17 protein-coding genes are annotated in these 21673 nt (G+C 41.8%); 8 read left to right on the forward strand and 9 right to left on the reverse strand.

Annotation, left to right across the window (positions count from 1 at the left end; all coding sequences use genetic code 11):
- Positions 1–8 precede the first annotated feature (8 nt).
- From E4635_RS05915 to E4635_RS05925, 3 genes are read left to right on the forward strand one after another with little or no spacing between them, the layout of a single operon-like run.
- The gene (locus E4635_RS05915; protein WP_135526016.1) at positions 9–734 is read left to right on the forward strand and encodes a polyprenol monophosphomannose synthase; all 726 of its coding nucleotides are present in this window, start codon (positions 9–11) and stop codon (positions 732–734) included.
- 2 nt (positions 735–736) lie between these two features.
- Positions 737–2077, forward strand: coding sequence for a dihydroorotase (locus E4635_RS05920; protein ID WP_135525707.1), 1341 nt, complete (start codon positions 737–739; stop codon positions 2075–2077).
- Between the two features lie 3 nt (positions 2078–2080).
- Positions 2081–2533: a DUF4296 domain-containing protein gene (locus E4635_RS05925; protein ID WP_135525708.1), complete on the forward strand. Its 453-nt coding sequence runs from the start codon at positions 2081–2083 to the stop codon at positions 2531–2533.
- Here E4635_RS05925 and E4635_RS05930 read toward each other — a convergent pair.
- A complete protein-coding gene (locus tag E4635_RS05930) occupies positions 2530–3513 on the reverse strand; it encodes an NAD-dependent epimerase/dehydratase family protein (protein WP_135525709.1) in 984 nt (327 codons plus the stop codon). The genes E4635_RS05925 and E4635_RS05930 overlap by 4 nt on opposite strands.
- Before the next feature lie 127 nt (positions 3514–3640).
- Here E4635_RS05930 and tyrS point away from each other — a divergent pair, with 127 nt between their 5' ends.
- Together tyrS and E4635_RS05940 are read left to right on the forward strand one after the other, a co-directional pair.
- Complete coding sequence (gene tyrS / locus E4635_RS05935; RefSeq protein ID WP_135525710.1) at positions 3641–4945, forward strand: tyrosine--tRNA ligase; 1305 nt, start codon at positions 3641–3643, stop codon at positions 4943–4945.
- A gap of 338 nt (positions 4946–5283) precedes the next feature.
- Complete coding sequence (locus E4635_RS05940) at positions 5284–8982, forward strand: GEVED domain-containing protein (RefSeq protein WP_135525711.1); 3699 nt, start codon at positions 5284–5286, stop codon at positions 8980–8982.
- Between the two features lie 79 nt (positions 8983–9061).
- Here the strand turns inward: E4635_RS05940 and E4635_RS05945 are convergent, their stop codons facing one another.
- Entirely contained in the window at positions 9062–10639 is a 1578-nt protein-coding gene (locus tag E4635_RS05945; RefSeq protein ID WP_135525712.1) for a T9SS type A sorting domain-containing protein, read from the reverse strand.
- 419 nt (positions 10640–11058) lie between these two features.
- On the opposite strand from E4635_RS05945, the gene E4635_RS05950 reads away from it, so the two are divergent.
- Complete coding sequence (locus E4635_RS05950; RefSeq protein ID WP_135525713.1) at positions 11059–12963, forward strand: S9 family peptidase; 1905 nt, start codon at positions 11059–11061, stop codon at positions 12961–12963.
- Positions 12964–13096: 133 nt separating this feature from the next.
- Positions 13097–14281 carry a C1 family peptidase gene (locus E4635_RS05955; protein WP_135525714.1) on the forward strand — a complete coding sequence of 395 codons (1185 nt, stop codon included), beginning with the start codon at positions 13097–13099 and terminating at the stop codon, positions 14279–14281.
- A gap of 112 nt (positions 14282–14393) precedes the next feature.
- Here E4635_RS05955 and accC read toward each other — a convergent pair whose 3' ends face one another.
- The 6 genes from accC to pdxA all read right to left on the reverse strand — a co-directional run bounded on the left by accC (position 14394) and on the right by pdxA (position 19376).
- Positions 14394–15743: an acetyl-CoA carboxylase biotin carboxylase subunit gene (accC, locus tag E4635_RS05960; protein WP_135525715.1), complete on the reverse strand. Its 1350-nt coding sequence runs from the start codon at positions 15741–15743 to the stop codon at positions 14394–14396.
- 91 nt (positions 15744–15834) lie between these two features.
- Positions 15835–16317, reverse strand: coding sequence for an acetyl-CoA carboxylase biotin carboxyl carrier protein (gene accB, locus E4635_RS05965; RefSeq protein ID WP_135525716.1), 483 nt, complete (start codon positions 16315–16317; stop codon positions 15835–15837).
- 25 nt (positions 16318–16342) lie between these two features.
- Positions 16343–17338, reverse strand: a complete 996-nt coding sequence (locus tag E4635_RS05970) for a beta-ketoacyl-ACP synthase III (RefSeq protein WP_135525717.1) — start codon at positions 17336–17338, stop codon at positions 16343–16345.
- A 163-nt stretch (positions 17339–17501) separates the two neighbouring features.
- Positions 17502–17696, reverse strand: a complete 195-nt coding sequence (rpmF, locus tag E4635_RS05975; protein WP_135525718.1) for a 50S ribosomal protein L32 — start codon at positions 17694–17696, stop codon at positions 17502–17504.
- 9 nt (positions 17697–17705) lie between these two features.
- Entirely contained in the window at positions 17706–18242 is a 537-nt protein-coding gene (locus E4635_RS05980) for a YceD family protein (RefSeq protein WP_135525719.1), read from the reverse strand.
- An 84-nt stretch (positions 18243–18326) separates the two neighbouring features.
- Positions 18327–19376 carry a 4-hydroxythreonine-4-phosphate dehydrogenase PdxA gene (gene pdxA, locus E4635_RS05985; protein WP_135525720.1) on the reverse strand — a complete coding sequence of 350 codons (1050 nt, stop codon included), beginning with the start codon at positions 19374–19376 and terminating at the stop codon, positions 18327–18329.
- 57 nt (positions 19377–19433) lie between these two features.
- Here pdxA and E4635_RS05990 point away from each other — a divergent pair, with 57 nt between their 5' ends.
- Positions 19434–20024: a riboflavin synthase gene (locus tag E4635_RS05990; RefSeq protein ID WP_135525721.1), complete on the forward strand. Its 591-nt coding sequence runs from the start codon at positions 19434–19436 to the stop codon at positions 20022–20024.
- A 61-nt stretch (positions 20025–20085) separates the two neighbouring features.
- Here the strand turns inward: E4635_RS05990 and E4635_RS05995 are convergent, their stop codons facing one another.
- Positions 20086–21627, reverse strand: a complete 1542-nt coding sequence (locus E4635_RS05995) for a glycine--tRNA ligase (RefSeq protein ID WP_135525722.1) — start codon at positions 21625–21627, stop codon at positions 20086–20088.
- Positions 21628–21673: the final 46 nt, after the last annotated feature.

The following is a 21673-nucleotide window of genomic DNA, read 5'->3' on the forward strand; positions in this document are numbered from 1 at the left end:
TCCATATTATGCAAGACGGAATTGTCATTATCCCAACGTATAACGAAATCGAAAACGTCGAAACCATTATTCGGGCCGTTTTTTCGTTGCCTAAAAAATTTCACATCCTGATCGTTGACGACAATTCACCCGACGGGACGTCCGATAAAGTCCTGGAACTGCAAGCAGAATTCCCGGATGCTCTTTTTTTAGAGAAAAGAAAAGGAAAAGCAGGATTGGGAACTGCCTATGTACATGGTTTCAAATGGGCCATGCAGCACCATTACGATTACATCTTTGAAATGGATGCCGATTTCTCACACAACCCGCAAGACCTGGAAAAACTTTACGCCGCCTGCCATAATGAAGGCGCCGGAATTGCCATCGGTTCGCGGTATCTGACAGGAGTCAATGTGGTCAACTGGCCTCTCAACAGGGTCTTGATGTCCTATTTCGCGTCCATATACGTCAAAATGATTACTGGGATGAAAATCCATGATGCGACGGCCGGATTCATCTGCTACAGAAGGGAAGTCCTGGAAACCATCCAGCTGGACAAAATAAAATTTACCGGATACGCGTTCCAAATAGAGATGAAGTACCGTACTTTTATAAATAATTTCAAGATAACCGAAGTGCCCATCATTTTTACCGACAGGACCAAAGGCGAATCTAAAATGAGCAATGCCATTATAAAAGAAGCTATTTTTGGTGTTATCATGCTCCGAGTAAGAAAAATATTCAACCGACTATAACTATGAAAACCATTTTAATTAAGAATGCCAAAATTGTCAACGAAGGAACTATTTTTGAAGGCGATGTTCTTATTGAAAATGAATTTATTGCTGAAATTGCCCAAAACATAAGCCCGAAATCATCCGATTGCAAAATCATCGATGCCGAAGGGAACTATCTGATTCCTGGCGCTATTGACGATCAGGTTCATTTTCGCGAACCAGGCCTCACCCACAAAGGGGACATTGCCTCAGAATCGAGAGCAGCCGTGGCCGGCGGGATCACTTCGTTTATTGAACAGCCCAACACCGTCCCAAATGCCGTAACCCAGGAATTATTGGAACAAAAGTACCAGATTGCTGCCGAGACTTCCTTTGCGAACTACTCGTTTATGATGGGCGCTACCAACGACAACCTGGAAGAAGTACTGAAAACCAACCCAAAAAACGTAGCCGGGATCAAAATTTTCCTGGGATCGTCTACCGGAAACATGCTGGTAGACAACGAAGCGGTCCTGGAAAAGATTTTTTCAAGCACCAAAATGCTTATTGCCGTGCATTGTGAAGATGAAGCCACGATAAAAAGCAACCTGGAAAAATACAAAGCGGAATACGGAGACAACATCCCAATGGAGTTCCATCATTTGATCAGAAGCGAGGAAGCCTGTTACCTTTCGTCCTCAAAAGCGATTGCCCTGGCCAAGAAAACCGGAGCCAGGCTGCATATTTTCCACGTTTCGACAGCAAAAGAGACCGAACTTTTTACCAATAAGATCCCTTTGGAAGACAAACAGATAACCGCCGAGGTCTGCGTACATCATCTTTGGTTTACCAATGAAGATTATGCCACAAAAGGCACGCTGATCAAATGGAATCCGGCCGTAAAGACCCAAAAAGACAAAGACGGTTTATGGAAAGCGCTCCTTGACGACAGGATAGATGTGATTGCTACCGATCATGCCCCACATACATTAGAAGAAAAGAAAAATCCTTATACCTCAGCACCATCCGGAGGACCTTTGGTACAACATGCTGTGGTTGCGATGTTCCAGGCCTTCCACCAAGGGAAGATTTCAGTGGAGAAAATCGTGGAGAAAATGGCTCATAACCCGGCCAAAATCTTTAAAATTGACCGCAGGGGATTTATCAAAAAAGGTTTTTACGCGGATTTGGCCATTGTCAATCCTGGAATGCCGTGGCGCGTAAACAAACAGAATATTCTATACAAATGCGGCTGGTCCCCTTTTGAAGATGTTACTTTTACATCCCGGATAACCCACACCTTTGTAAATGGCGAGCTTGTTTACCAACATTTTAAAAACACCGGCGCCCGTCCCGCTAAAAGACTGGAATTTAACAGATAACACATGAAAAAGATCCTTGTATTGCTTTCGGTATTGATTATGGGCCTGGGCTGTTCCAGTAAAAACGAAGCCCCTAAACCCGAAAAACCCATTGAGCCGGCCGTTATGGAAAATATCCTGTATGACCTGGCTTTGCTGCAGGCGCTCAAGAGTTACAGTCCTGAAAAATTAGAAGAAAACAAGGTCAATACCAAAACGTATATTTATCAGAAATATAAAATCGACAGTGCCCAGTTTGCCGAAAACAACCGGTACCTGGCTTTCAACATCGAAGAATACAAAGCCCTGTTCGAAAAAGTAACCGCCCGCCTGGAAAAAAAGAAAGCCGAAATAGACGCTATCGTACAAAAAGAAGAAAAGTCCAAAGCCGGCAAAGTTGAGGAAACGAATGCCAAAACCGCCGATTCGAGCAAAAAGATATTTCAGAAATTACGGAGCCGCAAACCGGTTAATTAGCCGTTCTTTCGGATAAATGCCTCAATATCCTGAAATTGAAACCCAAGCAGTGTGCTTATTTTTTCGTTAGAATACCTATCGGTGGAATGCAGCGAATAGGCTAAATCCCTTGTCAACATCCTTTTTTTACCAAAGAGAAAAGCCAAAAGCCAATCGGCCCGCCAGGCCAAACCAGTCAGGAACCAATTGGCATAGATTCCCGGTTTTTTTACTTTTAAAACTTCTGCCATAAGGGAAACCAATTCCCGGTAGGTTTTATTTTCGGAAACCAAGACAAACCGCTCGCCGCTTACTTCCCCTTTCATTAGTAAGTCCATGAGCACCACAACATCATTTACCGATACAAAACCAGTGGTTCCTTTGGTATAAAACACCAGCCCTTTTTTGACTTTCTGGTAAATCTCACCGCTGCCTTCCTTCCAAAAAGACGGAGCAAGGATCACGCCGGGATTTACAACCACAACCTCCAGCCCTTCCTGTTGTGCACGCCAGACTTCCATCTCGGCACCATATTTGGAAATGGCATAGTAGCTGTGAATTTTCTCGGGGTTCCATTCCGTTTCTTCGGTAATTTTGTCCTCATGCGGACCCAAATCACCCAATGCGGCAATAGAACTCACAAAACATATTTTCCTGACTTTTTTATCGATGCAGTAGTTAACGATATTGGCCGTGCCTTCAATATTTGTTTTCCGTAATTTTTCCTCGTCTTTCGGATCAAAAGAAACCAAAGCCGCGCAATGATACACAACATCTACGGCTGCAAAAGCTGCTTCGAGCGAAGGAATGGCGATTATATCTGCCTGGCACCACAGGATTTCTTTGAACAAATCCGCTTTGCCGTATTGTTCGAAAACCGATTTTACCCGCAGTTTTCCTTCTTCGTTCCTGAATAATGCCTTCACCTGCTGCCCTTGCCCGATTAAGTGCAAAACCAGATGCGAACCCACCAAACCTGTTGCTCCTGTAACTAATACCATGTTTCAAATATAATTTAAAGTTGCTGAGTTCCAAAGTTCCTTGAAAACAAAGTTCAAAGATTCTTAAAATTCCGAAATGACCAAATCAATTTTAAATTTTATCTTTGCGCAAATTATTTTACAAAAAATGAAGAATTTAGTCGAAGAATTAAAATGGAGAGGCTTGTACCACGACAGCATGCCGGGAACAGAAGAGCAATTGCTAAAAGAGGCAACGACGGCATATATAGGATTTGACCCTACGGCCGATTCCTTGCACATCGGGAGCATGGTTCAGATTATTCTTTTGGTCCACCTGAAAAATTTCGGCCACCAGCCTATTGCCCTGGTTGGAGGAGCTACCGGGATGATTGGCGACCCTTCCGGGAAATCGGACGAAAGAAACCTGCTCAACGAAGAAACCCTGGCCAAAAACGTTGCCGGGATCAAACGCGTGCTTTCCCGTTTCCTTGATTTCAATTCTACTGAAAAAAATGCTCCGGTCATGGTTAACAATTATGATTGGATGAAAGAATTCTCCTTTATTGATTTTGCCCGTGAAGTAGGAAAACGAATCACCGTTAATTATATGATGGCGAAGGATTCGGTAAAAAAACGACTCAACGGCGAAGTGGGCGAAGGCATGTCGTTTACCGAATTTACATACCAGCTTATACAAGGGTACGATTTTTACCATTTGCATAAAAACTACAACTGTGTACTTCAGATGGGAGGTTCGGACCAATGGGGCAACATTACTACCGGAACGGAATTAGTGCGACGTATGAACAGTGACGCGGCAAAAGCTTATGCCCTGACAACTCCTTTGATCACAAAAGCGGATGGCTCTAAATTCGGTAAATCCGAAGGTGGAAATGTCTGGCTGGATGCCGATAAGACTTCAGGATACCAGTTTTACCAGTTCTGGCTCAATACCAGCGATGAAGATGCAGAAAAATACATCAAGATTTTTACGTTTTTAGATAAGGAAACCATCGATGGACTGATTGCAGAACACAAACAGGCAGCGCATTTAAGGATCCTTCAAAAGCGATTGGCCGAAGAAGTTACGATTTTTGTCCATGGAAAGGCAGTATTGGAAGATGCTATTAAAAAATCGGAATTTGTATTTTCAAACTTTACGCTTGAAGATATGGAAGCTGAAGGAGAATCGTTTTTCCTTGATATTTTTTCCGAATTCCCCCAGCCTGTCCTAAAGAAAAGCGATCTGGCAGAAGGGCTCGATGCGGTTATGGGCTTATCAGACATGACCCAAATATTCCCTTCGCGCGGAGAATCCAGAAAAGCGCTGGCTGCGAATGCGGTATCGGTAAACAAACAAAAAATACAGGTGGAAAGCCTATTGAAAACCGAAGATATTTTCTTTGGGAAATACATCCTGATCCAATTCGGGAAAAGGAAATATTTCGTTATCAACATACTTAACGAGTAAGCGATACTCTTAAAAAAACATCCGCAACAGAAAGCCCCAAACAACGGGGCTTTTTTTTATATCCTCACTTTTCCCCAAATACTTTCCTGATCTGTCGGAAAAAAACCATTTTATTTTTAAGGGTAAGATAAGGTCAACTTATGGCCTGTTTTATACGCCGTCCGGAAACACTACTGATTATTGATTAAAATTAACAATATTAACGCTTAAACCGTAATTATTCTTAAAATTTAGCCTTATAATTACAGATTTCATATCTTTTACGGAAATACCGTATTTATTTATCAGAAAAAAAGAAATATATTCGCAATCGATAAACAACTAAAAACCAATTTTTTATGAAAAAACTTTTCCTAGGCTTATCCATTCTGGCCTGTAGTTACCTGCAGGCGCAAACGGACAAGTTCTGGTCAATGCATCAAGACCAGGCAAGTAAAATGGTAACGGACAAAGGAGTTGCAAGGGCTTCTTTCCCGAAAGAGTTCAAACTGTTCGATTTGAATATAGATCCTTTGAGACAGGCTCTTTTTTCTACACAGAACAGGGCTTCCAAAATGATTATTACCCTACCAAACGCAGACGGCGGTTTGGAACAATTCGAAATGTCCGAAGCTTCGAATTTCGAACCTGCCCTACAAGCGCAATTCCCGCAGATCAGGGCGTATTCGGGAAAAGGAATCACAGATAAATATGCTACATTAAAGTTGAGTATTTCCCAGGAAGGAATCCAGACGATGGTTTTCAGGACCGATAAGGAAAATGAATTCATCGAGCCGTATTCCCAGGATCATAAAACATATGCCGTATTCCGTTCACACCGTGACAAAGGGAAACTGCCTTGGACGTGTTCTACCGATGACCACAACATGGTAACTGATATTAATGCCCAACTTCCGGGAGCTAACAAATCAAGTACTGGACAATTGAAAACCATGAGATTAGCACAATCCTGCAACGGGGAGTATGCCGCTTATTTTGGAGCGTCTACAGCAGGAAATGCAACTGACCAGGGTAAAGTTTTGGCAGCTTTCAACGCTACATTGACGCGTTGCAACGGGGTATACGAAAAAGACCTTGCATTACACTTAAACCTTATTGCCAATACCACAGCGGTTATTTATTATAATGCATCGACAGATCCGTATTCTACTACATTGAGCCAATGGAACGCACAATTGCAAACTACTCTGACCAATAATATTGGTGAAGCCAATTATGACATCGGCCATATGTTCGGTGCTTCAGGAGGCGGAGGTAATGCAGGTTGTATCGGATGTGTTTGCGTAAACGGCCAAAAAGGTTCCGGTATCACATCTCCGGCTGACGGAATTCCTCAGGGAGACAATTTCGATATTGATTATGTAGTCCATGAAGTAGGGCATCAGTTAGGAGGAAATCATACTTTTTCAAATAGTAATGAAGGTTCGGGCGTAAGCAAAGAAGTAGGTTCCGGTGTAACTATTATGGGTTATGCAGGTATCACTTCCCAAGATATCGCTCCTCATTCCATTGATATTTACCACGAAACAACTATCGCACAGATCCAGGCTAATTTAGCGACCAAATCTTGTCCTGTGACAACTTCTTTGGCTGGGACCAATGCTACTCCAGTTGTAAGTGCCGGAGCAGATTATACAATTCCTAAAAGCACTCCTTTTATGCTTACCGGTTCTGCAACCGATGCTAATACTGGAGACGCCTTGACATATGTTTGGGAGCAAAATGACGACGGAGGTTCACAAACGGGAGCAAACAGTGTGGCAAGCGTAGGTAAAACTAGTGGGCCAAACTGGAGATCTTGGAGCCCAACTGCTTCTCCAACCCGATATTTTCCAATTTTGCAGACTGTTCTTGCCGGCGGCCAGACAACAGCCGGAACAGGAAATGACGGAATCAATGTAGAAGCTTTGAGTTCTGTTGCCAGGACTTTGAACTTCAGGTTAACGGTAAGAGACAATTCTCCTTACAGTTCTGTAGCTCCTATAAAAGTTGGCCAAACTGCTTTTGACGACATGGTGGTTACTGTAAATGCTACGGCGGGTCCTTTCTCAGTTAGCGCACCAAACACAGCTGTTTCTTATGTTGGCGGATCATCTCAAAACATAACATGGAACGTTGCAGGTACTACTGCCAATGGTGTAAACTGTGCCAATGTTGACATTTTATTATCTACGGATGGTGGAAACACATTCCCTGTAACATTGTTAGCGGGCACTCCGAACGACGGAACGCAAGCTGTAACTATTCCAAACACACCTGGAACTACCAACAGGATTATGGTAAAAGGAAGCGGGCATATTTTCTTCGATATTTCGAATGCGAACTTTACCATTACTACCGGTACTATAGACAACACGCCACCTTCTGCCCCTACATCTTTAGCGGCTTCAGGTACTACGCAGACTACCACTAACTTATCATGGACCGCTTCTACCGACAACGTAGGAGTAACCGGATATGATGTGTATCAAGATGGTGTATTCAAGGCAAATGTAGCCACAACTTCTTACGCCGTAACAGGATTGACTGCTTCTACAGCGTATTCTTTCTATGTAATTGCAAGAGACGCTGCCGGAAACAGTTCTACAGCCAGTAATACTGTAAACGTAACAACTTCTGCACCTATTATTGACACTACCCCTCCATCTGCTCCAACTTCATTGGCGGCTTCAGGAACAACTTCTTCTTCTACTAATTTATCTTGGACAGCTTCTACTGATAATGTTGGAGTAACAGGTTATGATGTGTACCAAGGAGGTGTTTTTAAAGCAAATGTGGCCACGACTTCTTACACAGTAACAGGATTAACTGCTTCTACAGCGTATTCTTTCTATGTAATTGCAAGGGATGCAGCAGGAAACAGTTCTACAGCAAGTAACACTGTAAACGTAACAACATCTCCTATAACGATAACCTATTGTGCTTCTCAAGGAAACAACGTGGCAGATGAGTTGATCGGAAGAGTTCAAATCGGAACCATCAACAATGCTTCTACTGGAGGAACAGGTTATACGGATTTTACGTCTATCTCTACTAATCTTACCAAAGGGGCTTCCACTACTATTACAGTAACGCCTACCTGGACAGGTTCTTCTTATCCAGAAGCGTATGCGGTTTTCATCGACTACAACCAAGATGGTGATTTTACGGATTCCGGCGAATTGGTATGGTCTAAAGCCGCTTCGACTACCACTCCTGCAACAGGTACATTTACCGTATCTTCTTCTGCTACGACAGGACCTACAAGAATGAGGGTTTCCATGAAATACAACGGAATCCCAACAGCTTGTGAAACATTCTCTTACGGACAAGTGGAAGATTACACTGTAAACTTACAAGGTGGAGGCTTACCAACGTATTGTGCTTCTCAGGCAAGTAATACAAATGATGAAAGAATCGGTAAAGTAGTGTTCAATACAATTAACAACACTTCTACAGGAACAGCTGGATATGAGAATTTCACTGCTCAGTCTACCAATGCAGGACGCGGGGCAACCTATACCATTACCGTTACGCCAACCTGGACGGGTTCTACTTATCCTGAAGCCTATGCGGTTTTCATCGACTACAACCAGGATGGTGACTTTACAGATTCCGGCGAACTAGCCTGGAGCGCTGCCGCTTCTACTACAACTCCGGTAAGCGGATCGATCACGATTCCTGCTGCGGCAACTTTAGGAGCTACAAGAATGAGGGTTTCGATGAAATACAACGGAATTCCAACGGCTTGTGAAGCATTCACTTACGGACAAGTAGAAGATTATACTGTAAACATTTCCACTACTGCAAGACCGGATGCTGTTGAAAACAACCTGTCTTCCATCAAATTATACCCGAATCCTACTGAAGGAATCTTAAACATCACTGAGGTTTCTGAAAATGCGGCATTCAGAGTGTTTAATTTAATAGGGCAAACTGTATTGAGCGGAAAAATCGTAAACGGATCGATTGATGTTGCCAAAATGGAATCCGGAAACTATATTTTAGAAGTTTCTGACAACAATGGCGTAATCACCAAACGTTTCATCAAAAAATAATCTTTTTGAATTTAAAACCAAAAAGGCTGTCTCATATAGGGACAGCCTTTTTTCTTGCATCATGGCAATGGTTTTTGTTTTAGTCGACAGCTATTTTTGCAGTATAGGAATCCTTGGCTGTTGCCACTTTCACAATATATATTCCTTTTTTCAGGTCGGAGATATCGTAGGAACCGGTTTTGAATGCTTTGATGCGGAGCCCGCTCAGATCATAAATCTCTGTTGCGATAATCTCATCGGCAGCCGTTTTTTCCTTTTCCGGAACATCGGAAGATTTGTTGCTACAAGGTGGATCCAATATTATCCTTGATTGAAGATGTCCTTGTTCATCCTTGCTAACCGATAAAGAAGCTTGCCTGTCACAAGGGTTGTATGGTGGCGGCGCGCAGGTAATGGTCCTTGTAATCGATGTCGTTCCGCAATCATTGGTTGCCGTAATTAAAAAAGTCACAGTCCAGTTAAAATTCGGACCTCTTCCAGAACCTTCAAATCCGCTTCCAGAACCCATACCTCCATTTGTCGAGCCGATGTTGGTCCAGGTCGTAGCAGTAATACCTTGTTGGTTAAGTGGCACACCATTGGCAGTTACAAATTCGGCGTAAGCATAATTACTGTTCGACGTTAATTCGATATCAAAACTCGGCAATCCTCCTCCTACTCTAAGAGGTTTCACAACGTTTAACGATTGGCCGCAGGCATTGGTGATTCTGGCAATCAGGTTACAGGCTCCGTCAGAAACCTTGGTAACGGTTATGGATGAACCTGTAGCCGAACTTACTGTGGCTATAGCAGGATTCGAACTTGACCAGGTTACGGTATTTACATAGTATGGAGTGCTTAAATTCTCAATAGTATATACTTCTGAAGCTCCGCAAATGGAATTCCTGCCCGAAATAGTGGCTTGCGTTGCAGCAAAATTACTCCTGCTGATCTGGCAGGTTTTAGTCGGTTGCGAAACCCCGTTCAAAACCGGAGTTACCTGAATGCTAGACGGCAACACCGTAAAATCTATAGGCCTGATTTGTATGCTGTTGGTTGTAGTGGTAAACGGCCCGGTTATGGCTATTCCAGAATTATTGTATTTCCATCCATTGCCCACATTCCATTGATACGTCATAGTCCCAGGAGTGGCATATACATTATCAACTGTAAAGGTATAACCGGACAAATTTTCGCAATAAACAACCTGGGTGGCTGGAACTAGATTAAAGGTTGGAGACGGATTTTTGGTCAAAGCATACGTACAAGTGTTTGGGTGCACATTGGTGGAAACTTCATAAACACCATAAAAAGTACTTCCGGAAACATTAATGTCCGAAGCTTGCAAGGTTTGACTGAAAGACCCTTCCCAAGAAGTTCCCTGGCTAAAAGCGCTGTTGTCTACCATGATCCCATTGATAAATTGCGGCGTGCTGCTTGCGGTTTTTTTTATGTACAGTTTCAAAATGGCTGCACCTACATTTGTCGATGACGATTTGGTTATTTTCAATGTCAGGGACAAGTTCACCGAACTGTTTGACCCAAAAGCGATCGTCCCGCAATTTGAAACGGCCGCTCCGTTTACGGAAATATTCTGCAAAGACGGGGTTTGTCCTTTTGCCGTAATGGTAAAAAGGGCAAAAAATAATATACTGAATGCTACTATTGTTTTTTTCATTTGTATGATTTAAATGTGAATTTGCGCCGGCTTCTAGGCTTTTCGCCAGCTGCTGTATTTTTTTCGGACAACTCAACCTTTACCAATAAGCCGTCCGGGAAATCCGGAAAGACCTTTTGCTTTTCTTGCAGGTGTAAAATGTGCTTCATAACGGAATTGCCCGCAATATCCTAAGGATCTGAGGCCTATGTTTTGGTTGTTATTTTCTGTGGGGGATAAGTAATCTGACAACAAACCTATAACCAGTAAAGACTTATGAAATACGGTTTTTCCTTACCTTTTGTTAATTTTCTACTATCAAAAAACACTTTCGGAACATCTCATTTGCCGGAACACTGATACTCAAATTATCAAACCTTCCTCCTTCTTTGTTTTTGAAAAAATTAGTACTTTTAGGCCTTGACAAATTCAAAAAAATTATGAAGAAATTATTGCTTTTAACCTTAACAATGATGAGTATGCACACCTTGGTTGCACAAGACGTATTGTCTCCGGAACTACTATGGAAGCTGGGAAGAGTAACTCCTCTTGGTATTTCCAAAGACGGAAAGAACGTAATCTATAAAGTTTCGACTCCTTCTGTAGAGGAAAACAAATCCAGTTCTAAAACCTATTCCGTACCGGTTATTGGAGGCCCAGCCACCGAAATAAAAGACACGAAAGAAATCTTAAAAGACAAAAACATTTCTCCAGGCGGAAAATATACCGTGTACAATGAAGAAGTGAAAATTGATAAAGTCCTTGGAAAAGATTTTTATCCCGAACTGGACAAAACAACCGCGCAGATTTATAACGGATTGGATTACAGGCATTGGGATACCTGGAACGAAGGAAAGTTCAACCATGTTTTTTATAAGGAAAACAAAGAAGGAGCAACTGGCATCGATATCCTGGCCGGGGAAAATTTCGATTCACCGCAAAAACCTTTCGGTGGCGATGAAGATTACATCTGGTCTCCTGACGGAAAAAGTATTTTATACGTTTGCAAGAAAAAAGCCGGCACGCAATATGCCATTTCGACCAATACAGATATTTACGAATACAACCTGGCTACAGGAAAAACCACAAACAGGACCGAAGGCAATGTAGGCTACGACACAAATCCTGCTTTTTCTCCTTCCGGGGATTTGACCTGGTTGCAAATGAAACGCGACGGTTATGAAGCGGATAAAAACGATATCATTGTTCATTTCAAAGGCATAAACATCAACCTGACTGCCGGTTGGGACGGGACAGTTGACAATTTCTTCTGGAGCCCTGACGGCAAAAAAGTATATTTCGTGGCTCCTGTAGGCGGAACGAAACAATTGTTCGAAGTGAATTTCCCAGGCCTGACCAAAATTGCCGTGCAGGTAAAACAAATTACAGATGGAGATTTTGACGTAGCCGATATCATTGGCTTTTCAGGAACAAATGCCATTGTAACCAGAACCGACATGAACCATGCCGCGGAAATTTTCTCTTATGATGTGACCAAAAAAACCTGGAAACAGCTTACTACCGTAAACAAAGCAACCTACGACAAACTGGCTTTGCCAAAATTTGTAAAAAGGCTCGTGACCACTACTGATGGCAAAAAAATGACCGTGTGGGTGATCCTTCCTCCTAATTTTAATGCTTCTAAAAAATACCCTACGCTTTTATTCTGCCAGGGAGGCCCTCAGTCTCCTTTGACACAAAGCTATTCTTTCCGTTGGAATTTCTCTTTAATGGCATCGCAGGGCTATATTATAGTAGCACCAAACCGTCGCGGTATGCAAGGGCATGGAGTGGAATGGAATGAAAAAATCAGCGGTGATTGGGGTGGCCAGGTTATGGACGATTACCTTTCCGCTATTGATGATGTGGCCAAAGAAAGCTATGTAGACAAAAACCGTTTGGGTTGTGTTGGTGCCAGCTACGGCGGCTACTCGGTATTTTACCTGGCCGGGATTCACAACAACAGGTTCAAAACCTTTATTGCGCACGACGGTGTTTTCAATACACAAAGTATGTTTGGTACAACTGAAGAAGTATTCTTCAACAACTGGGATTTTGGTGGTGCTTATTGGGAAAAAGACAACCAGAAAGCACAATTATCCTACACAAAATTCAACCCGATCAATTTCGTAGACAAATGGAACACGCCAATCTTGATCATCCAGGGCGGCATAGATTTCAGGGTGCCGATTGGCCAATCCCAGGAAGCTTTCCAGGCGGCTCAGTTGCGAGGCATCAAAAGCAGGCTATTATATTTCCCGGATGAAAACCACTGGGTGCTTAAACCGCAGAATGCGCAGGTTTGGCAACGAGAATTTTACAAATGGTTAAAAGAAACATTATAAATACCCAAAACCCGCACCGACAACTCCGGCGCGGGTTTTTTATTTCTTAACGAAAGCATAAATTGGTGTTAAAAAAAAAATTCACACACTACAATTTATAATTTTACACTCTATTCAAATTAAAAACAGTATTATGTACACAATTAAGTCATTTGTAATCGCATCGCTGCTTGTGGGAGCAACCGGATTCGCTCAGGACAATCTAGTAAACTCTTTAAAAATAAATGCCAGCGAAAACAGTAAAGCGGCTTTTCAATTTACCGATGTGGTTAATGTCGAAAACACTTCTATAAAAAACCAGGGATCTTCAGGAACCTGTTGGAGTTATTCTGCCAATTCATTTTTGGAATCGGAAATGATCCGTATGGGCAAAAAACCGGTGGAACTTTCCCAGATTTTCTCTGCCCGTAATGCTTATGTGGAAAAAGGAAGGAACTATGTACGCATGCACGGAGCGACAACACTTGGAGACGGTGGTGCTTTCCATGATGTTATCAATATGTACAAAAAATACGGGGCTGTTCCGCAATCTGTTTACACAGGGTTGAACTATGGTACCGACAAAAACAAATTTGCCGAAATGGGAGCTTTGACAGAAGCCTTCCTAAAAGCGGTTGTAACCAATCCTAACGGAGAATTGACACCAAACTGGGAAAAAGCATACGCTGCCATCATCGATTCTTATTTGGGTCAAACACCTAAATCTTTCGATTACAACGGAAAAAAATACACGCCTGAATCTTTTGCAAAAGAAGTGGTAGGCATTAATGCTGATGATTATGTTGAAATCTCATCGTTGCAGGAATATCCATACTATTCAAAATTTGTATTGATGGTTCCGGACAACTGGTCTTACGATCAGGTCTATAATGTAAAAATGAACGAATTGACAGACATCATAGACAATGCACTTAAAACAGGCTATACTGTGGCTTGGGCAGGTGATGTAAGCGAAAAAAGCTTCTCATGGAAAAACGGTGTGGCTTTTGTACCGGAAAAGAAACCGGAAGACATGACAGCAGAAGAAAAAGCGGATTTATTCAACGGTCCTAAAAAAGAAGCGGTAGTTACTGAAGAAATGCGCCAAAAAGCATTTGACAACTATACTACTACTGATGACCACGGAATGCATATCGTAGGTATTTCCAAAGACCAAAACGGTAAGGAATACTATATCGTTAAAAACTCCTGGGGCGCAACAAACGATTATAAAGGATACCTTTACATGTCTAAAGAATTCGCGAAATACAAAGCAACAGCTATATTATTGCACAAGAAAGCAGTTCCGGCAGCCATCGCTTCCAAACTGAAAGTATAATCCTTTACAAGAAGGAAAATTAAAACCAGCTATTGTTTAGCTGGTTTTTTTTTGGAGATAGGAAAGGCATAAAAAAATCCCAACCTTTCGGTTGGGATTTTTAATTTACTATTTATCCTCGAGGTTCTTTCATAACGAAAGATTCCATAAATTTCGTAGTATAATTTCCGGCAACATAATCCGCCTCATCCATTAATTGTCTGTGGAAAGGAATGGTTGTTTTGATTCCTTCGATCACGAACTCATCCAGGGCGCGTTTCATTTTACTGATGGCTTCCTCACGCGTTTGAGCGGTAGTGATCAGTTTTGCGATCATGGAGTCATAATTTGGCGGAATGGTATACCCTGCGTAAACGTGGGTATCCAAACGCACTCCGTGGCCTCCCGGCGCATGTAAAACCGTTATTTTCCCCGGAGAAGGACGGAAGTCATTATAAGGGTCTTCCGCATTGATACGGCATTCTATAGAGTGCAATTGCGGTAAATAGTTTTTACCTGAAATCGGCACACCTGCAGCTACCAATATCTGCTCGCGAATCAAATCATAATCAATAACCTGCTCTGTAATCGGGTGTTCTACCTGGATACGGGTATTCATTTCCATGAAGTAGAAGTTACGGTGCTTGTCTACCAAGAACTCAACTGTTCCAGCTCCTTCGTATTTAATGAATTCTGCCGCTTTTACAGCAGCTTCTCCCATTTTATGACGCAATTCATCGGTCATGAATGGCGAAGGTGTTTCTTCTGTTAATTTTTGGTGGCGTCTTTGTACCGAACAGTCTCTTTCGGAAAGGTGACATGCTTTCCCGTAAGAATCCCCAACTACCTGAATTTCGATATGGCGTGGCTCTTCGATCAATTTTTCCATGTACATCCCGTCATTCCCAAAAGAGGCGGCAGCTTCCTGACGTGCACTTTCCCATGCTTTCAAAAGCTCTTCTTCTTTCCATACGGCACGCATTCCTTTTCCTCCACCACCGGCTGTTGCTTTAAGCATTACCGGATAACCAAATTCTTTGGCTAGTTTTTCCGTTTGTTCGTAAGACTCCAACAAACCGTCAGATCCCGGTACACAAGGAACTCCAGCAGCTTTCATAGTCGCTTTGGCGGAAGCCTTGTCTCCCATACGATCAATCATTTCAGGAGAAGCACCGATAAACTTGATATTATGTTCCTGGCAGATTTTTGAAAATTTGGCATTTTCAGACAAGAAACCATATCCAGGATGGATTGCATCTGCATTTGTAATTTCTGCAGCAGCAATAATATTAGACATTTTCAAGTAAGACAGGTTACTTGGAGGAGGGCCGATACAAACGGCTTCGTCCGCAAATTTTACGTGAAGGCTGTCCGCATCCGCTGTAGAATAAACCGCAACGGTCTTAATTCCCATTTCTCTACAGGTTCTGATCACACGAAGTGCAATTTCTCCCCTGTTTGCTATTAGTATTTTTTTAAACATCTTTTGAAATTTTAAATTTTGAATTCTAAACTTTAAATTATTCCAAATGATGACAGTAACCCATCATTCAAAATTTAATTTTTAAAATTTCTTATGATGGATCTACCAAGAATAAAGGCTGGTCAAATTCAACCGGAGAAGAATCATCCACTAATATTTTTACGATTCTACCGGATACTTCAGATTCAATCTCATTGAATAATTTCATGGCTTCGATAACGCACAAAACATCTCCTTTTCCGATAGAACTTCCCACTTCCACGAACATTGGTTTGTCCGGAGCCGGTTTTCTGTAGAATGTACCGATAATTGGTGATTTTACTGTAATATATTTTGAATTGTCCTCAGCTGCCGGCGTTGCTGCAACCGGTGCAACTGCTGCAGGAGCGATTTGTTGAGGAACTGCTTGCTGTAAAACATTCTGAGCTGGCAACTGCTGAACATATGTTGTTTCAGTAGTACCTTCTAAAGTTGTTCTGATGGTAATTTTAACATCTCCCGTTTCTAACTTTACCTCAGCAACACCCGTGTTTGCTACAAATTTGATTAGATTTTGAATTTCTTTTAAATCCATGATGATTTGTTTTAGTTATAGTTTATTATTTGTTGTATGCCCATTTCAGATAGATGGATCCCCATGTGAATCCTCCTCCAAATGATGCAAATATAAGATTATCTCCTTTCTTGAGCTGGTCTTCAAAATCACTTAACAAAAGAGGCAAAGTTGCCGAAGTCGTGTTTCCGTACCTTTGAATATTCAATAAGACTTTCGATTCATCCAAATTCATTCTTTGTGCCGTAGCATCAATAATCCTTTTATTGGCCTGGTGCGCCACTAACCAGTTAACATCATCATGCGTCAGGTTATTGCGCTCCATGATTTTTTCGCTCACATCAGCCATACCGGAAACCGCATATTTAAATACCGTTTTCCCGTCCTGGAATACGGTATGCAATCCGTTTTCCACTGTTTCTTTTGAGGCAGGCAATATGGAACCGCCGGCATCGATTTTTAGGTATTCGCGCCCAATTCCGTCGCTGCGGAGGATTTCGTCCTGCAAACCTAAACCTTCTGTGTTAGGCTCAAAAAGAACAGCGCCCGCACCATCTCCAAAGATAATGCAGGTCGCTCTGTCTGTATAGTCAATAATCGATGACATTTTATCGGCACCGATCAACAGTACTTTTTTATAACGTCCGGATTGCACATAAGCGGCAGCTGTAGACATCCCGAATAAAAAGCTGGAACAGGCCGCCTGCAAATCGTAGGCAAATGCGTTTACCGCACCAATTTGTGTTGCCACGAAAACCCCTGTTGATGCCACAGGCATATCCGGAGTTGCCGTTGCCAATAGGATCAAATCGATATCCGCAGGGTTTATCCCTGATTTTTCAATTAAATTCTGAGCGGCTTTGATAGCAAGGTAAGAGGTCCCTTTCCCTTTTTCTTTTAAAATTCTTCTTTCTTTGATTCCCGTACGTGTTGTTATCCATTCATCGTTAGTATCGATCATGGTTTCTAATACCTGATTAGAAAGAACAAACTCTGGAACATATGCGCCAACGGCAGTGATTGCGGCAGTAATTGTATTCATAAAGTTCAAATAATGCGTTCTAAAACATACGTTTTAAAAGACGTTGAAGTTACAAAAAATCTTTAAAACAAAGACAATTAACTTCGGATTTTATTTTTCAGTTATTCCCAACAAAAAAACTCTCACAGTTGGGTGAGAGTTAAATACTTTTTACAAAAATGTATTAAGCAACAGCTACTTGCTTATCAATTACTACTTGACCTCTGTAGTACATTTTACCTTCATGCCAGTAAGCTCTGTGGTATAAATGTGCTTCTCCTGTTACAGGACAAGTTGCGATTTGAGCAACAGTTGCTTTATAATGAGTTCTTCTTTTGTCTCTTCTTGTTTTCGAGGTCTTTCTCTTAGGATGTGCCATTTTACAAAATTATTTATCCGTTAATAGTTTTTTTAATTCGTCCCAACGCGGGTCTGTATTCTCTTCTTTTACTTCAATAGGTTCTTTGACATTGATTTCATTCAGTTTGGACAATGCATCGGTTTGCAATGTACCGTCCTTAATCCCCGGATGAACTTTTTTTAGTGGTATAGACAAGACGATCATTTCATAAATGTATTGCGACACGTCAATCTGATGTTCCGAAAACGGCAATATGAGCAACTCCTCATTATCATCGTTGAAGGTTTCACCAAACCGCACGATAAGGTTCAATTTCCCTTTTACAGGCAAGTCAAACTCCTCATTGGTCAGGTCGCAAGGCACATGAATTGTCCCTTTATGCTTAAAACTGAGTTCAAGCATAGTGCTTTTCTTTTCTAATACTATATTTACTTTGATGTCGGCGCTTTCAAATTCGTCATACTCAAAGTGATCAAAGAACGCTTTATTTATTTGAAATTCAAACTGATGTTTCCCAAGCTTCAATCCTATGAAAGGGATTAAAAATTCATTTGTAACTTTCATCTTAACAACAATTTGTCCCTTTATTCGGGAGTGCAAAGATATAAATTATTTATAAAATTAAAAGCGTTATAAACATTTTTTTGTTTATAACTGCTTTTCTTTTGTTTTCAGCGGTTTTTCGGTCAGTTCCTTGTACTCGTTCCGGGCTTTAAAAATGTCGATTGCCGCATAAATCGCTTCCAAAAAAGAATTATGGTCCGCCAAACCTTTCCCGGCAATTTCATAAGCTGTTCCATGGTCCGGAGAAGTCCTTACCTTATCCAATCCGGCAGTATAATTGACTCCTTTCCCAAAAGACAATGTCTTAAAAGGAATAAGCCCTTGATCATGGTAGGTTGCAATCACCGCGTCGTATTTCTCATATTGATGGCTGCCAAAGAAACCATCGGCAGAAAACGGCCCGAAAACCAGGGTCCCTTCCTCAAATATTTTTTTCAGGGCAGGTTTGATCAATTTGTCTTCTTCATCACCAATCACGCCATTATCGCCCGAATGCGGGTTTAATCCCAATACGGCAATTTTCGGCTTCCTGATCCCAAAATCCTGGATTAAAGATTGTTTTATCGTTTTTATTTTGGTCCGGATCAATTCTTCTGTCAGATGTTTTGCCACTTCATTTAAAGGCACATGATCTGTCAAAAGGCCTACTCGCAAACTATCCTGGATCATAAGCATAAGGGCATTCCCGTCAAGTTCCTGGTTCAGGTAATCCGTATGCCCCGGAAAAGAAAATTCTTCCGACTGGATGTTGGCCTTATTGATGGGCGCGGTCACCAAAACATCGATATTGCCTTCTTTCAAGGCCTGGGTCGCAGTCATAAAAGACTTTATTGCGTATTTCCCAACGTTTTCATCTACTTTGCCGTATTCGATATTTACCCCTTCCCGCCAAACGTTAAGCACATTGATTTTACCTATTATTGCCTGGTCCAGCTTATCGATTCCATGCAACTGGGCATTTAGTTCGAGGCTTTTTTTCAGGAAAGACAGGATTTTCACATTAGCAAAAATAACTGGCGTACATAATTCCAACATTCGGGTATCTTCAAATGATTTCAGGATAACTTCACTCCCAATCCCGTTTAAATCCCCAATAGAAATGCCTACAATTATATTTTCTGGTCTTTTTGTCATCAGTTCAATGTATTTATTGCTAATTTTGAATGCAAATTTACTAAAATAAAATCAGTAATGTTTACAGGAATCATAGAAACTCTAGGCAATATCAAAGCACTGGAAAAAGAAGGTGAAAACATCCACGTCACCGTTCAATCGAATATCACTAACGAACTTAAAATAGACCAAAGCGTTTCACATAACGGAATTTGCCTGACGGTAGTTAATATCAAGGAAGACTCTTACACGGTTACGGCTATTAAGGAAACCATCGACAAGACCAATTTAGGGCACTGGAACGTAAACGACGTTGTCAACCTGGAGCGCGCCATGAAATTAGGAGACCGCCTGGACGGGCATATCGTACAGGGACATGTGGACCAAACGGCTATTTGTAAGAGTATCGAAGAGGCCGACGGAAGCTGGTATTTTACGTTCGAATACGACAAAACCCTAAACAACATCACCATTGAAAAAGGCTCAATCACTGTAAATGGAGTGAGTTTAACGGTTGTCAATTCAAAAGCGAATGAGTTTAGCGTAGCTATCATACCGTATACTTACGAGCATACTAATTTTAAAAATTTCAGGGTCGGGACCAAAATCAACCTGGAATTCGATGTCATCGGAAAATATGTAAAACGATTGCACGAACTGCATTTGTAACATCCTAAAAACAAAAAAACCCCGGAAAATTTTTCCGGGGTTTTTATATATTGTAAATAAGTTACATTTTCATCAGCCAGTTTCGCATGGAAACTTCGTCATTGATAATTCCTCTCAATTCGGAAATCTTCACCCTGTCCTGCTTCATAGAATCCCTGTGACGGATGGTTACCGTCTGGTCTTCCAACGTTTGATGGTCAACGGTAATACAGAAAGGCGTTCCTAAGGCATCCTGTCTTCTGTAACGACGTCCTACAGCATCCTTTTCATCGTATGCCACATTGAAATCCCATTTCAGTTCTTCAATAATACCTTTGGCCACATCCGGCAAGCCGTCTTTTTTAACCAATGGCAAAACGGCCGCTTTGGTCGGGGCCAAAACAGAAGGCAGTTGCAATACGGTTCTCGTTGATCCGTCTTCCAAAGTCTCTTCTTTCAAGGAATTGGAGAAAACCGCCAAAAACATCCTGTCCAAACCAACTGAGGTTTCCACTACGTATGGCGTGTAATTTTTATTTTCCTCGGTATCGAAATACTGCATTTTTTTACCCGAAAACTCTTCGTGGGCTTTCAGGTCGAAGTCGGTGCGGGAATGGATTCCTTCTAGTTCCTTAAATCCGAACGGGAAGTTGAATTCGATATCCGCAGCCGCATTCGCGTAATGCGCTAATTTTTCATGGTCATGGAAACGATAGTTCTCTTTGCCCAATCCGAGGGATAAGTGCCAATTCAAACGGGTTGTTTTCCAATACTCGTAATATTTCATTTCTTCTCCCGGCTTCACGAAAAACTGCATTTCCATCTGTTCGAATTCACGCATTCGGAAAATAAACTGGCGCGCTACAATCTCGTTACGGAAAGCCTTTCCGGTTTGAGCGATCCCAAAAGGGATTTTCATACGGCCGGATTTCTGGACGTTGAGGAAATTCACGAAAATACCCTGTGCCGTTTCAGGACGCAGGTACAAATCCATGGCAGTATCGGCAGAAGCACCCAATTTAGTCCCGAACATCAGGTTAAACTGACGGACTTCGGTCCAGTTCCTGGAACCTGTTTCCGGGTCTGCAATTTCCAATTCCTCGATTAAGGCTTTTACATCTTCCAGGTCACCAGAACCTAAAGAACGCCCTAATCTTTCACGGATCTCTTTTTCTTTGGCTAAATATTCTACAACACGGGCATTGGTTGTTATGAATTCCTGTTCGTTAAAGGCATCGCCGAAACGCTCTTTGGCCTTCTCGATTTCTTTTTTGGCTTTCAGGTTGATTTTTTCTGCATAATCTTCCACCAAAACATCGGCCCGGTATCTTTTTTTGGAATCTTTGTTGTCAATCAGCGGGTCATTGAACGCATCTACGTGCCCCGAAGCTTTCCAGGTCGTCGGATGCATGAAAATCGCAGCATCGATCCCTACGATATTCTCGTGCATCTGTACCATTGATTTCCACCAATATTCCCTAATATTTTTCTTTAACTCCACGCCGTTTTGAGCATAATCGTATACTGCACCCAATCCGTCGTAAATTTCACTCGACTGGAATATAAAACCATATTCTTTCGCATGCGAAACTACATTCTTAAATAAATCTTCTTGTTTTGCCATAGTGGTGCAAAAATAGGAAAAGAGAATTAAAATTTTAGAAGAAAAA

Origin of the sequence: Flavobacterium humi (assembly GCF_004745595.1) — a bacterium.
Lineage (GTDB): Bacteria > Bacteroidota > Bacteroidia > Flavobacteriales > Flavobacteriaceae > Flavobacterium > Flavobacterium humi.

Excerpts from the sequence above, each read along its gene's own strand:
- E4635_RS05915 (WP_135526016.1), top strand. The coding sequence starts at position 9 with ATGCAAGACGGAATTGTCATTATCCCAACGTATAACGAAATCGAAAAC.
- E4635_RS05920 (WP_135525707.1), top strand. The coding sequence starts at position 737 with ATGAAAACCATTTTAATTAAGAATGCCAAAATTGTCAACGAAGGAACT.
- E4635_RS05925 (WP_135525708.1), top strand. The coding sequence starts at position 2,081 with ATGAAAAAGATCCTTGTATTGCTTTCGGTATTGATTATGGGCCTGGGC.
- E4635_RS05930 (WP_135525709.1), bottom strand. The coding sequence starts at position 3,513 with ATGGTATTAGTTACAGGAGCAACAGGTTTGGTGGGTTCGCATCTGGTT.
- tyrS (WP_135525710.1), top strand. The coding sequence starts at position 3,641 with ATGAAGAATTTAGTCGAAGAATTAAAATGGAGAGGCTTGTACCACGAC.
- E4635_RS05940 (WP_135525711.1), top strand. The coding sequence starts at position 5,284 with ATGAAAAAACTTTTCCTAGGCTTATCCATTCTGGCCTGTAGTTACCTG.
- E4635_RS05945 (WP_135525712.1), bottom strand. The coding sequence starts at position 10,639 with ATGAAAAAAACAATAGTAGCATTCAGTATATTATTTTTTGCCCTTTTT.
- E4635_RS05950 (WP_135525713.1), top strand. The coding sequence starts at position 11,059 with ATGAAGAAATTATTGCTTTTAACCTTAACAATGATGAGTATGCACACC.
- E4635_RS05955 (WP_135525714.1), top strand. The coding sequence starts at position 13,097 with ATGTACACAATTAAGTCATTTGTAATCGCATCGCTGCTTGTGGGAGCA.
- accC (WP_135525715.1), bottom strand. The coding sequence starts at position 15,743 with ATGTTTAAAAAAATACTAATAGCAAACAGGGGAGAAATTGCACTTCGT.
- accB (WP_135525716.1), bottom strand. The coding sequence starts at position 16,317 with ATGGATTTAAAAGAAATTCAAAATCTAATCAAATTTGTAGCAAACACG.
- E4635_RS05970 (WP_135525717.1), bottom strand. The coding sequence starts at position 17,338 with ATGAATACAATTACTGCCGCAATCACTGCCGTTGGCGCATATGTTCCA.
- rpmF (WP_135525718.1), bottom strand. The coding sequence starts at position 17,696 with ATGGCACATCCTAAGAGAAAGACCTCGAAAACAAGAAGAGACAAAAGA.
- E4635_RS05980 (WP_135525719.1), bottom strand. The coding sequence starts at position 18,242 with ATGAAAGTTACAAATGAATTTTTAATCCCTTTCATAGGATTGAAGCTT.
- pdxA (WP_135525720.1), bottom strand. The coding sequence starts at position 19,376 with ATGACAAAAAGACCAGAAAATATAATTGTAGGCATTTCTATTGGGGAT.
- E4635_RS05990 (WP_135525721.1), top strand. The coding sequence starts at position 19,434 with ATGTTTACAGGAATCATAGAAACTCTAGGCAATATCAAAGCACTGGAA.
- E4635_RS05995 (WP_135525722.1), bottom strand. The coding sequence starts at position 21,627 with ATGGCAAAACAAGAAGATTTATTTAAGAATGTAGTTTCGCATGCGAAA.